Origin of the sequence: Paraburkholderia sp. RL17-368-BIF-A (assembly GCF_046054045.1) — a bacterium.
Classification (GTDB): Bacteria; Pseudomonadota; Gammaproteobacteria; order Burkholderiales; family Burkholderiaceae; genus Paraburkholderia; species Paraburkholderia graminis.
The window spans coordinates 107,986-121,437 of record NZ_JARESN010000016.1; the positions used below are offsets into that span (position 1 = coordinate 107,986).

Annotated in this window: 12 protein-coding genes; 4 read left to right on the forward strand and 8 right to left on the reverse strand. The window is 63.8% G+C overall.

Translation table 11 applies throughout. The features are described 5' to 3' along the window. The first annotated feature begins 2 nt into the window (after positions 1-2). Together P0D87_RS24590 and P0D87_RS24595 are read left to right on the forward strand one after the other, a co-directional pair. Positions 3-707, forward strand: coding sequence for a heavy metal response regulator transcription factor (locus P0D87_RS24590; protein WP_006049300.1), 705 nt, complete (start codon positions 3-5; stop codon positions 705-707). Beyond that, on the forward strand, positions 704-2,194 hold the full coding sequence (locus P0D87_RS24595; RefSeq protein WP_053859497.1) for a heavy metal sensor histidine kinase: 1,491 nt from the start codon (positions 704-706) through the stop codon (positions 2,192-2,194). Before P0D87_RS24590 ends, P0D87_RS24595 begins: the two co-directional genes overlap by 4 nt. On the opposite strand, the gene dinB is transcribed toward P0D87_RS24595, so the two are convergent. The 4 genes from dinB to P0D87_RS24615 form a co-directional block, all read right to left on the reverse strand. Further along, on the reverse strand, positions 2,161-3,327 hold the full coding sequence (dinB, locus tag P0D87_RS24600) for a DNA polymerase IV (RefSeq protein ID WP_044021003.1): 1,167 nt from the start codon (positions 3,325-3,327) through the stop codon (positions 2,161-2,163). The two genes, P0D87_RS24595 and dinB, sit on opposite strands and share 34 nt — an antisense overlap. Positions 3,328-3,395: 68 nt before the next feature. Continuing rightward, the gene (locus tag P0D87_RS24605; RefSeq protein WP_216649111.1) at positions 3,396-4,103 is read right to left on the reverse strand and encodes a hypothetical protein; all 708 of its coding nucleotides are present in this window, start codon (positions 4,101-4,103) and stop codon (positions 3,396-3,398) included. Between the two features lie 159 nt (positions 4,104-4,262). After that, positions 4,263-4,841, reverse strand: coding sequence for a YceI family protein (locus tag P0D87_RS24610; RefSeq protein WP_053859496.1), 579 nt, complete (start codon positions 4,839-4,841; stop codon positions 4,263-4,265). A 60-nt stretch (positions 4,842-4,901) separates the two neighbouring features. Beyond that, a complete protein-coding gene (locus P0D87_RS24615) occupies positions 4,902-5,465 on the reverse strand; it encodes a YceI family protein (protein WP_107709079.1) in 564 nt (187 codons plus the stop codon). 298 nt (positions 5,466-5,763) lie between these two features. Here P0D87_RS24615 and P0D87_RS24620 point away from each other — a divergent pair, with 298 nt between their 5' ends. Continuing rightward, complete coding sequence (locus P0D87_RS24620; RefSeq protein WP_053859494.1) at positions 5,764-7,014, forward strand: arsenic transporter; 1,251 nt, start codon at positions 5,764-5,766, stop codon at positions 7,012-7,014. Between the two features lie 35 nt (positions 7,015-7,049). Here P0D87_RS24620 and P0D87_RS24625 read toward each other — a convergent pair whose 3' ends face one another. The 4 genes from P0D87_RS24625 to P0D87_RS24640 all read right to left on the reverse strand — a co-directional run bounded on the left by P0D87_RS24625 (position 7,050) and on the right by P0D87_RS24640 (position 11,717). Next, positions 7,050-7,967 (reverse strand): formate/nitrite transporter family protein, encoded by a 918-nt coding sequence (locus tag P0D87_RS24625; protein ID WP_006049307.1) that lies wholly within the window; start codon positions 7,965-7,967, stop codon positions 7,050-7,052. Further along, entirely contained in the window at positions 7,967-8,209 is a 243-nt protein-coding gene (locus tag P0D87_RS24630; RefSeq protein WP_006049308.1) for a hypothetical protein, read from the reverse strand. Before P0D87_RS24630 ends, P0D87_RS24625 begins: the two co-directional genes overlap by 1 nt. A 305-nt stretch (positions 8,210-8,514) precedes the next feature. Then, positions 8,515-8,775: a hypothetical protein gene (locus P0D87_RS24635; RefSeq protein WP_029966318.1), complete on the reverse strand. Its 261-nt coding sequence runs from the start codon at positions 8,773-8,775 to the stop codon at positions 8,515-8,517. A 209-nt stretch (positions 8,776-8,984) separates the two neighbouring features. Further along, complete coding sequence (locus tag P0D87_RS24640) at positions 8,985-11,717, reverse strand: response regulator (RefSeq protein WP_171799998.1); 2,733 nt, start codon at positions 11,715-11,717, stop codon at positions 8,985-8,987. A 394-nt stretch (positions 11,718-12,111) separates the two neighbouring features. On the opposite strand from P0D87_RS24640, the gene P0D87_RS24645 reads away from it, so the two are divergent. After that, positions 12,112-13,380 (forward strand): DUF2252 domain-containing protein, encoded by a 1,269-nt coding sequence (locus P0D87_RS24645; protein ID WP_006049311.1) that lies wholly within the window; start codon positions 12,112-12,114, stop codon positions 13,378-13,380. Positions 13,381-13,452 lie beyond the last annotated feature (72 nt).

Below are 13,452 nucleotides of genomic sequence, written 5' to 3' on the forward strand. Positions count from 1 at the left end.
GCATGAAGTTGCTGATCGTTGAAGACGAGCACAAGGTCGTGGACTATCTGCGCTCCGGCTTGACGGAGCAGGGCTGGGTCGTGGACGTCGCGCTCGACGGCGAGGAGGGCACGTATCTGGCGACCGAGTTCGATTACGACGTGATCGTGCTGGATGTCATGCTGCCCAAGCGCGACGGCTTTAGCGTGCTGAAGGCGCTGCGCATGCGCAAGTCCACGCCGGTCATCATGCTGACCGCGCGCGATCACGTGAACGACCGCGTGCGCGGTTTGCGCGAAGGCGCGGACGACTACCTCACCAAGCCATTCTCTTTTCTCGAACTCGTCGAGCGTCTGCATGCGTTGGCGCGCCGCACGCGTTCGCAGGAATCAACGCTGATTTCGGTCGGCGATCTGTTTGTCGATCTGATCGGGCGGCGCGCAACGCGTGACGGCGTACGGCTCGATCTGACCGCGAAAGAATTCCAGCTACTGAGCGTTTTAGCCCGCAGACAAGGCGATATTCTGTCGAAGACGGCCATCACCGAGCTTGTGTGGGACGTCAACTTCGACAGTCATACCAATGTGGTCGAGACGGCGATCAAGCGCTTGCGCGCGAAGCTCGACGGCCCGTTTCCGTCGAAGCTGCTGCATACCGTGCGCGGCATGGGCTATGTACTCGAAGTGCGCGAAGCGCGCGAACTGCACGAAGACGGGGAGCCGTCATGAACCGTTCCATCGCGCGACGCCTCGCCCTGATGTTCGCGCTCGTCGCGCTGTTCGTATTTACGGTCATTGGCGCGGGGCTTTTTGCGGTGTTGCGCTCGCAGCTCGAAAGCCATTTGCGCGAGTCGCTCGACGACCGGGCGCAAATCGCGCGGCTGATCTGCAATCACGGGATGACGCCTGACAAATGGCGCATGTCGCGCGAAAAGCTCACCGACATGACGCCGCATGACCGCAGCACCGTGTACGCGGTCACGAGCATCGAGCCGTCCTACAACTACGGCAAACCGATCGAAGGGACGATCGTGAAGAGCTGGCCCGGCGGCTACGCGCGCGTCAAACCGGCGGGCGGCGGCGACGACATGCTCACCACCACCGTCTCCATTCCCGGCTATTCGACGCGTCCGCCGATGCAGTTGCAGGTCGCATCGAGCTACTTGCCGAACATTCGCACGATGCGCGTGTTCGGCTTCGCGCTCGCCGCGCTGTCGGCGCTCGGCAGTCTCGCGGTGCTGCTACTCAGTTACTCGGTCACACGTATCGGTCTTGCGCCGTTGACGCGTCTCACGCGCGATGCGTCCGCCGTCAGTCCGAACAATCGCTCGCAACGGTTGAATACCGCCTCGTTGCCGCACGAGTTGAACGACCTCGCGAATTCGTTTAACGGCGCGCTGGAGCGGCTCGACGGCGCGTATTGCCGGCTCGAGTCGTTCAATGCGGACGTCGCGCATGAGTTGCGCACGCCCGTGACCATTCTGATCGGCCAGACCGAAGTCGCATTGACGCGCAATCGTTCCGTCGACGATCTGCGTCACACGCTGCAATCGAATCTCGAGGAATTCGAACGCATGCGCGCGATCATCAACGACATGCTGTTTCTCGCGCGCGCCGATCAGGGCGAGCGCGCGACCGGTCTCATGGAAGTGTCGCTCGCGGCCGAAGTCGCGCATACGCTGGAGTTTCTCGAGATTCCGCTCGAAGAGGCTCGCGTGCATGCGCGCCTCGATGGCGATGCCGTCGCGCAGGTGAACCGCTCGCTGTTCGGCCGCGCCTGCACGAATCTGTTGATGAACGCGATTCAACACTGCCAGCCGGGCGCCGCGATCGGCGTCAGGATCGTGCGTGAAGGCGAGCAGGTGCGGATCGAAGTCGCGAATCCGGGCGAGCCGATCGAGGCCGCGGTGCTCGAACATCTGTTCGACCGTTTTTATCGCGTGGAAGCATCGCGCACGAATAGCCGCGAGAATCACGGCCTCGGTCTCGCGATCGTGAAGGCGATTGCGGAGATGCATCGCGGCAGCGTGTCGGTGCAGAGCGCGAACGGCGTCAACACGTTTGCGTTTTCGATTGCGGCGTCGCGTGTGGAAAGCGTCACGCCGCCCGCGCGTGCGAACGTGGCGGCCAATGCCGCGGCGAACGCGGGCAGTACATCGGCGCCGGCTTCCTCGCCGGCTTCCTATTCGTCGCTCGTGAAGGGCAAGTCCGCCTGAACCGGCAGACGCCGCTGCGGCGGCTGCGCGCTCGCGAGGCTCAGTGCGCTCACGCGCACGCCGAGCAGGCGCAGCTTGCGGTTCAACTCGACGCGGCGCAGACATTCGGTGGCCGCGCGGCGTATTTCCGCGGCGTCGGCGGTGGGCGTCTCGAGCGTCAGGTCGCGCGTGACCGTGCGGAAATCGTCGTAGCGCAGTTTGATGCCGACCGTTTTGCCCACATAGCCCTTGCGCACGAGGTCTTCCGCGACCCGCACGCATAAGCCGGTGAACGAACTGGACAGCGCGGGCCGATCGTGACGCGGATGCAGATCGCGCTCGAAGGTGGTTTCGCGGCTCATCGACTTCGGTTCCGATTCGACCACGACCGGCCGCTCGTCCTCGCCTCGCGCGACGCGCGTGAGCCACGCCGAGTAGCTGTGCCCGAAGTGATCCTGCAACAGACCCGCGTCCGCGGCCGCCAGATCGCCGACCGTGGCGATGCCGAGCGCCGTCAGTTTTTCCGCCGCCTTCGGGCCAATGCCGTTGACCTTGCGCACAGGCAGCGGCCACACGCGCAGCGGCACGTCTTCGGGCGTGAGAATCGTGAGGCCGTCGGGCTTGTCGAGTTCCGAGCCGATCTTCGCGAGCAGCTTGTTCGGCGCCACGCAGATCGAGCACGTGAGGCCGGTGGCTTCATTGACCGCCTGCTTGATGCGCGCGGCGATGTCGCGCGGCTCGCCCGGCAGTTCCGTGAGATCGATATAGATTTCGTCGATGCCGCGATCTTCGATGCGATCGGTGAACGTCGCTACTGCGGCCTTGAAGAGCCGCGAGTAATGACGGTAGGAGTCGAAGTCGGTGGGCAGCAGGATCGCGTCGGGCGCGAGCACGGCCGCCTTCATCATGCCCATCGCGGAAAATACGCCGAGCGCGCGCGCTTCGTAAGTGGACGTGGTGACCACGCCGCGCCCCGCGTAATCGCGCAGCTTCGCAAAACGGCGGCTGCCGTCTTCGAGCGTTTCGGGCGCGCTGTTGCGGCCGCCGCCTATTACGACCGCCTTGCCGCGCAATTCCGGATAGCGCAATAGCTCGACGGACGCGTAGAACGCGTCCATGTCGAGATGCGCGATACGGCGGCTTGCTGAACTCATGGAGGGCGGAAACGGAAGGTACGCGTAATAGTACCTTGGTCGGCCTCGGGAGTGCCGGCGATTGCGGTCTAGAACCGATAACTCACACCGAGTTGCACCACCGGATACAACTTATACCGCTCGACCTTGTCATTGATCTTCTGTTCCTGCTCGTCGATATTCGCCTGCGTCGTGAACATCGAATAAATCGCGGGCACGTTGTAGTGCGTGCGCGGACGGCCATAGGCGACGCCGACATCGAAAGTGAGACCGAAGCCCTTCGAGACCGGCTTGTGACCGTAGCCGATGCCGACATAAGGCATCACGCGCGGCAGCGTGACCGTGGCCGACGGCGCGGGGCCGACTGCCGGCACATAGTCGTCGCCGATCTTGTAGTTGCCTTGCGCATTCGGCACGGCGTGGGCAGAGAGTTCGTCGTCGTTGATCAGCGCACCGGCCGTCAGGCGGAAACCGCTCGAGCGGAAAGGGAACACGTCGAGATAGAGGCCGCCTTGCAGCAGCTTCAAGTGGCCGTCGTACTCATTTTCGTTGACGTTGACCGAATGCGAGAAGCCGAGGCCTTCGAATTCCGCATGCACGCCCGTCCATGAATTGAGCGGCAACGCGGCGCCGATGCCGCCGCCGAGCGTGCCGCCGTGCACATAAATCTCCTGCGCGTGCGCCGTATTAGTCAATGCGACCAGCGCCGCCATCGCCGCAACCGCGGCGAGAGCCGCATTTTTTACCTGCCTTTTCACCTGCACCACCGCTTGTCTCCCGACAAAAATCAATTGCATGCGGGGACTTTACGATTTGCGCGCGCAGTTCAAATGCATGAAAAGCGGGCGATTTCGGCGGCTCTTCCGGCTCAAGTCCGGCGTCGTCGGGAAAGCGGAAATAATGCCGCGTAAATAGCGACTATAGCGGGCGCGCAGCGGCGCCCGCCATAACGAGGTTTACTGCTTGATGCCTTCAGCCTGAATATGCAGCGTGGTCTGCATCTTGAAGCCGTACGTCTTGCCGAAGTCGACGCCGAAATCGTCGCGGTTGAACGTCGCCGTCGATTCCGTGCCGCACACTTCGCGCTTGAGCATCGGGTTCACGAAGCACTTGAACGACTCGATCTTCAGGTTCACGGGCTTGGTCACGCCGTGCATCGTCAGCGCGCCGATCACTTCCACCGGCTTATCGCCTTCAAAGCGGATTTGCGTGCCCTTGTAGGTCGCGCTCGGATACTTCGCGACGTCGAAGAACTTCTCGCCGACCAGTTCCGCGTCGAGCTTGTCGTTGCCGATGTCCACCGAACTCATGTCGATGGTCACATCGACCGTGCCGGTTTTCGCCGCGCGATCGAGCACGACGGTGCCGGTGCTTTTCTTGAACTTGCCGCGCCAGATCGACACGCCGCCGAAGTGATCCGCTTCGAAGCTCGGGGCCGTGTGCGTCGGATCGAGTTGATACGTGTCGGCGGCCATTGCGTTGAACGACAGGGCGGCGGCGAGAGCGCCGGCGGCGAGCAGGAATTGCGTCTTCAAGATGTTCTCCAGGTTTTGAAAAGCGCTACGGCGCTTTGATGATTTGCTTCGGGTTTCTAATTACTTCTTCGAGGCGACGAGATGGAACTTGATGACGACTTCGTCGGCGACGACGGACGTGTCTTTCCATTCGCCAGTGCCGACATCGAACTGCGAGCGCTTGATCGGCAATGAACCGTCGAAGGTTTGCGTCGAGCCCTGGCTTGCAATGGTGACCGGCACGACCACCGTCTGCGATTTGCCCTTGATGGTCAGCTTGCCGGTGATCTTGTACTGATTGCCGCCCGCCGGCGCGATCGCGCTGGAAACGAAGGTAGCGGCCGGGTAAGCGGCGCTGTCGAACCACTCCTTGCCTTGCGCCTGCTTGTTGTAGTCGTCGGCGCCGAGGTCGTAGCTGCCGGTGTCGATCGACACGTTCGCGCTGCCCGCCGTCGGCTTCGCCGGATCGAACGATAGCTGCGCCGAAAACTTCCTGAACTTGCCGTCGACGGGCACGTTCATCTGTTTCGTCGTCGCGATCACGGTGCTTTTGCTGGTGTCGACGTCGGCATGCGCGAGGCTCGCGCCGAACAGCGAAAGCGCGGCGGCGCCCGCCAGGATGGAGTGATGAAGTATCGTTTTCATGGTGGTATGCATCCTATCGAACCCATGCGCGTTCATTGCACACAGTGGGGAATTTGATTGCCAACAGTCCGTAGCGAATCGGCGAGCAAGCCGTTGCCGCGCTGACTGCGAATGATAGGGATGTCAAGAAGAACCGAATAGCCGGATGCGAGAGAACACATCGTTCCATGGATGACGTTAATGCCGTCCGGGCCTGCGCGTTGCAACGCGCACCGACGAACGGCGGAGGCCGAACCGAGTTGGGTTATCCTGCGCACCGGGCACGGCCCACGTACAACCATCATTCAGGACGTTAGTTTTGACTTCGATTTTCCTTTCATGGGGCATCGCCGCCTTCGCTACAGCCGGCGTTATCACGCGGCCTTTCAAATGGCCCGAGGCAGTGTGGGCGGTGGCGGGCGCGGTGCTGCTGGTCTCGCTCGGGCTGCTGCCGCTTCATCTCGCGATGGAAGCCGTCGGCAAGGGCACCGACGTCTATCTGTTTCTGTTCGGCATGATGCTGCTCTCCGAAGTCGGCCGCCGTGAAGGTCTGTTCGACTGGGTCGCCGTGCTCGCCGTGAATCATGCGCAAGGCTCGCCGCGCAAGCTCTTTATGCTGGTCTATCTGGTCGGCGTGGTAATCACGGCCTTTCTTTCGAACGACGCCACCGCGGTCGTGCTCACGCCGGCTGTGTTTGCCGCCGCGAAGAAAGCGAAGACCGATCCGTTGCCGCTGCTCTTCGTCTGCGCTTTCATTGCCAACGCAGCGAGCTTCGTTCTGCCGATCTCGAACCCGGCCAACATCGTGCTGTACGGCAACCACACGCCCGCGCTCGGGCCGTGGCTGATGCGCTTCGCGTTGCCGTCGCTGCTGTCGATCGGCGCAACTTACGTGCTGCTGCGCTGGACGCAGCGCGATGCGCTTGCCGGCATCTGCGAGGCGAATCTCGAACCGCTGCGGCTCTCGTCGAGTGGACGCGTTGCGCTCGCGGGCATTGCGGTGACGGCCGTCGTGCTGCTGGCCGTATCCGCGTTCGATATTCCGTTGGGCTTGCCCACGGCGATACTCGGTGCGTTGACCGCAATCGTCGTGTTGATTCAGGAGCGCAAATCGCCGTTGCCGATGATCCGCGAAATATCGTGGAGCGTGCTGCCGCTCGTGGCCGCGCTCTTCGTGCTCGTCGAAATGCTGGACCATACCGGCGTAATCCGCATGCTGGCCGCGTTGACGCAGGAGGGCGCCGCGCACAACGAAGCGAGCACGGCAGGCTGGGCCGGCATGGCCATCGCGATCGGCAGCAACTTGATGAACAATTTGCCGGCCGGCCTGATCGCGAGTTCGACGGTGATGCAGGCGCATAGTCCCGAGCGCGTGATCGACGCGCTGCTGATCGGCGTCGATCTCGGGCCCAACATGTCGATCACCGGCTCGCTCGCGACCATCCTCTGGCTCAACGCGATTCGTCGCGAAGGCGAGGACGTCAGCTTCATGAAGTTCCTGAAGGTGGGCGTCGTGGTGATGCTGCCGGCGCTGGTGCTCGCGCTCGGCGCACGCATTCTGATCGGCTGACGCGCCGTGGATCACGGCGCCGCCGCTTTCATACGTCAGCGATGACCGTTGATTTCCGGCGCGATCGCCGCGTGATTCAGCAGCGCGACCAATGACATTCCGCCCACGGTATTCCCCACGAGCGTCGGCACGAGGAAGCGCAGAAAATAATCGCGCAGACTCGCGTCGCCGCTGAAAAACGCATACGCCACTTCCGTCGATCCGGCGATGATGTGCGACAGATGGCTCACGGCCACCACATAGGTAATCAGCAGCACCGTCAGCAGGCGGCCCGAACGCGCGCTCGGCAATAGCCACACCATCAACGCAATCAGCCAGCCCGCGAAAACCGCTTTCACCATCGTCGGCAGCATGTGTTCGGAACCGACGGCGGCGCGCGACACCTCGCCGAATGCCTGCACCACGGCGGGCGCGAACACATCGGGAATGCGCAGCATCGCGGCGAAAATCCATGTGCTCACGAGATTGAAGAAGAGCACGATGGCCCACAGACGCATGGCTTTGAGCAGCGTCTTCGGATCGCGCCGCGTCAAGACGGGCAGCACGACGGTGAGCGTACTTTCGGTGAAAAGCTGCTGCCGTCCCATGATGACCAGCACGAAACCCATCGAGTAACCGAAGCTCGACACCAGATGACGCCATGACGTATCCGGCAGTCCGGCTTCGAGCACCGCTTGCGTGAGAAACGAAAAGCCCATTGAAAGCCCTGCCGCGAGCGACGACCAGATCAGCGCGCCAATGGTCCGCTCGAGCGCGGCTTCGCCCTCTTCACGGACGATCTCATGCAGCACGAGCGCGTGCGGGGCGGTGTGATGCGCCGCCTGATCCTGCTCGCCCTCGTTCAGATGCGGGGAATCGGCGCCGGCGTCCTGGGCTCGCGGGACGTCGTTGCCGGCGGATTCCGTCGATTCGGCGGATGACTGCCGTTGCTCTTCGCGCGTGGCATCGGTCATCAGCGGGCATCCTTCGAGCGCGGGCCGGGCGCTTCGCAGACCGCTTCCTCGGGCTCCCGCAGCGCGGCAAGCGTGGCTTCGAGCCGCGCGAGCCGCGCCTGTTGCGCGGGCACGAGCGGCGCATTCGCCAGCATCCGCAAGCGACTGTCCCAGTATGAAAGCGGAATCGCGTCATTCACCGAGATCCGCCCGAACACCCGCTCGAGATGGGCGATCTCGTTGTCCAGGTTCTGGTAGCTCATCTGACGTATCCGATAAGAGGCGACAAAAAAGGTGGACGGCGATAACGTACGAGCAAGTGGCGTTCCCCGATTCTTCAGGACAACGGGAGTGCGGCGGGAAGCTCGGATTGGGAAGTCTGATCTGCGCGCAGGAACGGCGCATTGAGATGGCGCAACGAGGTGACGCAAGGAGATGGCGCAAGGAGGTGACGCAACGCGCGGAATCTAACCGCGCGAGGGAGATCGATTAGAAGTTGCGGTTATGTTGCCGAAGGAATTGGCTACTGCCACTGGCAGTGCGTGGCTAACTCACGTCGCGATGACGCTTACTGCCTATCCAGCCACGCATCCAGCCCCACGCGAAACGCCACGCCCGCAATCACCGGCACCGTGAGCATCAGAATGATGCCGAAGTTCGGAATGGCGTCGCCGTAAGCAATCGGCTCATACAGCACCACGCCCGCGACCGCCGCGAACACGATGACACCGACGGCCACCATCAGAAGATTGCGCACCGTAATGGACAGCTCTTTGCGCGTCGCCTTCGCGGGACTCGGGCTGGCGGCGGGGTCGTGTTGAGCAGGCATGATGACTCTCGTGACAAAAAGCGGCGGAGGGCAAGGCGCCCATTCGCAAGGCGCCCATTCGATAGCGGAACAGGCGTGCCCGGCATCATACCAGGGCGCGCAGGTGTCGCGCACTTCGCGCCGTGTGTGCTTGCATCGATATAAACCAATATATGCCGCATTCCGCGGCATGGGGCTAAAAGCTCATCGCTTGCGTGGCCGTGCCGGCGTTACGATGCCGCTTCGATCGGATTGACCCATTGCGCCAGTTCGCGCCGCAGTTGCGCGAGGTCGAACGGCTTGCCGAGCAGTCGCGCGCCGGGGATGCGCTCGCCGATCGGCGCCTGTGCGCCATAGCCGGACACCAGCAGCACCTGCACGTCAGGCTGCTCGCGCAACACGGCGCGCGCGAGGTTGTCGCCCGACATGCCGGGCAGCGTGATGTCGGTGAACAGAATGTCGTAGCGCTGCGCCGGCAGCAGCGGCAGCGCTTCTTCGGCGCTGCCGACCGACGTGCAATCGAGCCCGAGCGCGCCGAGCAGGCAGCTTAGCGCCTCGCGCGAATCGGCGTCGTCCTCGACCAGCAGCACATGAGCCGGCGAGCGCGCGGGCGCGTCGCTGGATGCGGACTCGCTCTCGTTTGGGGCTGCCTTGGGTGTTGGAGTCAACGGCGTGGCGAGGCCCGGCGCATCGACGCCCGGCGCATCGACGCCCGGCGCATCGACGCCCGGCGCATCGACGCCCGACGCATCGCCACTCGCCGGATCATACGCAACGCTCGGCACACAAGCGGCGATTTCGCGATCCGTCATCTTGCCGACAGCCGCCGTGCCGCCAGCTCCGCCGGCGGCGGCGCGCAGCACGCCGCGCACCTTGCGCGCGAGATCGTCGCGGCGGTAGGGCTTGGACAGCAGCGTGATGCCCGCGTCGAGCTTGCCGTGGTGGACGATCTCATCGCGCGTGTAGCCCGACGTGAACAGCGTCGGCACCGACGGCGAGCGGGCCGCGGCACGCCGCGCCAACTCCACGCTTTTGATCTTGCCGGGCATGACGACGTCGGTGAACAGCAGGTCGATCGGCACATCGCTGTCGATGAATTCGAGCGCCGCGTCGCCGCTCGACGCCGTCAGCACCTTATAGCCGAGCTGCACCAGCATTTCGACGGCGGTCAGGCGCACGTCGGCATCGTCCTCGACCACGAGGACCGTTTCGCCGCCGCCCACCGGCGCGCTGGTTTCATCGGCGGCTTCGGCCGTTTCGGGCTCGCAGCAGCGCGGGAAAAACAGCGATACCGTCGTGCCGCGCCCCAACTCGCTTTCGATCAGCGTATGCCCGCCGCTCTGCCTCACGAAGCCGAACACCATGCTGAGACCGAGGCCCGTGCCATGACCGTGAGGTTTGGTCGTAAAGAACGGTTCGAACGCATGCTCGAGCACGTCGGGCGGCATGCCCGCGCCGGTATCGGTGACGGAAAACACCACGTATTCGCCCGGCGAAAGCTCCGGCTTGTCGCTGCAAAACGCTGCGTCCAGCACGCGGTTCGCGGCGCGCACGGTGAGCGTGCCGTCGGCCTTCATCGCGTCGCGTGCATTGATGGCGAGATTGAGCAGCGCGTTTTCCAACTGGTTGCGATCGACCTGTACGTGCCACAAATGGTCGCTCAATACGGTTTCGATCCGCATGGTTTCGCCGAGCGCGCGATGCAGCATCTCGCTCATGCCGGCAAGCAGGCGGCGCGGGTTCAGCACAGTGGGCGAGAGCGGCTGGCGCCGCGCGAACGCAAGCAGATGCGCGGCGAGTTTCGCACCGCGCTTCACCGCGTCGGTCGCTGCCGACAAACGGCGCAGCGTGGCCGGATTGCCGCTCGCGTCGGCGGCCATCATCTGAAGGTTGCCGTTGATCACTTGCAGCACGTTGTTGAAGTCGTGCGCAACGCCGCCGGTGAGACTGCCGATCGCTTCCATTTTCTGCGCCTGGCGCAGTTGTTCTTCGGCGAGCGCGCGCGCCGCGACCGCGTCGGCCACGCGCTGTTCGAGCGTCTCCGTCAACTGGCGCAGCGACTGTTCGGCGATCTTGCGTTCGTGAATATCGATCAGCACAGCCGGCAAGCGGGTCGGCTGACCGTGTTCGTCGAACTCGCACTGGCCGTTTGCCTGCACCCAGACATAGTCGCCGTCAGGGCGGCGAATCCGGTACTCGGCGCGAAACGGCTTGCCTTCTTGCAGCGCATCCGCGCTCAGGCGTTCGAGCAGCGACTGATCGTCTGGATGAATCATTCGGGCGGCGGCGCTGTGGTCGACGCCTCGCGCCGCTTCTTCGACGGAGAACGAAAACGTGCGGGCAAAGCGCTCGTCGCCGGTGATCTTTCCGGTCTGCATGTCGACGACGCAAGTGCCGAGCACGGCACCCGTATTGAGCGCGAGTTGCAGACGTTCGTTGGTCTCGTGCAGTTCCGCTTCGGCGCGTTGCCGCCAGCGCTCGGTCAGCACGCGCCCAGTCGTTTCGACGACGACCGCCAGCACGCCCGCGGGCGCGCCGCTGTCGTCGGCGACGGGGCTGTAGTAGAGATCCATCCACACGTCCTCGGGCTTGCCTTCACGCAGCAGCACGAGTTCCTTGTCGCGATACGAGAGCGTGCCGCCCGCGAGGCACGTAGTCATGACGTGGCGATTGAATTCGGCGACTTCGGGCCAGCCTGTTTCGACTGGGCATCCCAGCAGATACGGATGCCGTCCGCCCGCGAAAACCGCGTACGCGTCGTTGTAGATCATGTAGCCGGAGCGGCCCCACAGCAGCACGAGCGGCACTGGAGAAGCGAGCAGCAACTGCACCGTGGCGGTGAGGCTGCGCGGCCAGTCCGCGATCGCGCCGACGCCGGTCGCCGCCCAGTCGAATTCACTGATGCGCCGCGCCATTTCGCCGCTCCAGCCTGTACAGCCATGATCTTGTGCCGGAAAGGGCATGCGTCGCTCCACGAGATCGCGTTAATGAGGTGGGTGTCCAGTCTGCCGTTTCACATTCTCCGCGTAAAGGGCCGATACGCCGCGTATGCCGTTTAGTTGCGCGCGCACCTTAAACGCTCGCAAGTTTTACCTGCGGCGCTCGCGCGCGCATTCGAAAGCGGCAATAAGCGCATGCGCATTTCTGTCGAAGCGAGCCTTTGCGTGTTTGCTTTTGCGGCGGTTCATCGTTCGCGCGATGGTCGTTGTTGCGCTGCGCGTCCTTACAGAATCCTTCACGCGATAGGCTCGTTTTCTGCTGGATGTCGAGTGCACGCGCGCGCGACGAATGCGCGCCGCGAGCGCTGGCGACGGCGAATGTCGCCGGCTTCGCAGATCGATAAGAGCGGACCGTACGATGCCGAAGAAGCCCGTCGCAACCAGCAAGCTGGCGAAGAAATCTCCCAGCAAGCGTTCCAGGAAAATGCCTCGCGCCGACGGCCGGCAGCCGCTCCTGACCGCGCGCCGCAACGCGCGAATGGCGCGCTCCGCGCATGCGTATGTGCGCGGCAGCACGAGCCGCTTCTATGAATGGCTCGACGGCATCGAGGGCCACGCGCTGCCCGAAGGTCCGGCGGTGTGGATTTGCGGCGATTGCCATACCGGCAACATCGGGCCGGTCGCGGATGCCTACGGGCGCGTCGAGATCCAGATGCGCGACTTCGATCAGACGGTGATCGGCAATCCCGCGCACGATCTGATTCGCCTCGGGCTCTCGCTTGCGACGGCCGCGCGCGGCTCCGATCTGCCCGGCGTGACGATCGTCCACATGATGGAAGCGCTCGCCGACGGCTATGAACGCGCCTTCGACGAAACCGCGGGCGAGGCCGACATTCACGCGGAAAAACCCGAGGCGGTACGCGTCGTGATGAAGGAGGCGATCCATCGTACGTGGCGTCATCTCGCCGAAGAGCGTATCGACGACGCCGAGCCGTATATTCCATTGGGTTCGCGTTTCTGGCCGCTCGACAAAACCGAGCGCCGCGAGATCGACAAGCTGTGCAGGACGAGGTCGATCGCCGCGCTCGCGACCGCATTGCGCGGCGCGGGCGCCGACGCGCAAGTCCAGGTGCTCGACGCCGCGTACTGGGTCAAGGGCTGCAGCTCGCTCGGAAGGTTGCGCTACGCGGTGCTGCTCGACATCGACGGCGCCGCGGCCGACGGCGACGACCTGTGCCTCGTCGACATCAAGGAAGCCGCGCAGGCCGCGGCGCCGCGCTGCTCGGGCGTGAGAATGCCGCGCGATCACGCCGAGCGCGTGGTGGAAGGCGCGCGGCATCTGTCGCCATCGCTCGGCGAACGGATGAGGCCCGCGCGCCTCACGGACCGCCCCGTCGTGTTGCGCGAACTGCTGCCGCAGGACATGAAGCTGACCATCGAGCAACTGACCCGCGACGAAGCGACCAGGGCGGCGCGCTTTCTTGCACTCGTGGTCGGCAAGGCGCACGCGCGGCAGATGGACCTCGCCGAACGCAAGGCATGGCTGGCCGAGTTGCGCAAGAACCGCTCGAAAACGCTGGATGCGCCCGGCTGGCTCTGGAAGAGCATCGTCCAACTGGTCAGCACTCACGCGGCCGGCTATCTCGAGCATTGCCGCAAATACGCAACGGGCGTCGGCGAGGGCTGAAGCGCGGTTATTTTCACGAAGGGCTAAATATTCGTCCGATGATTGCCGATATACATCGGTAGAGTGACCGGA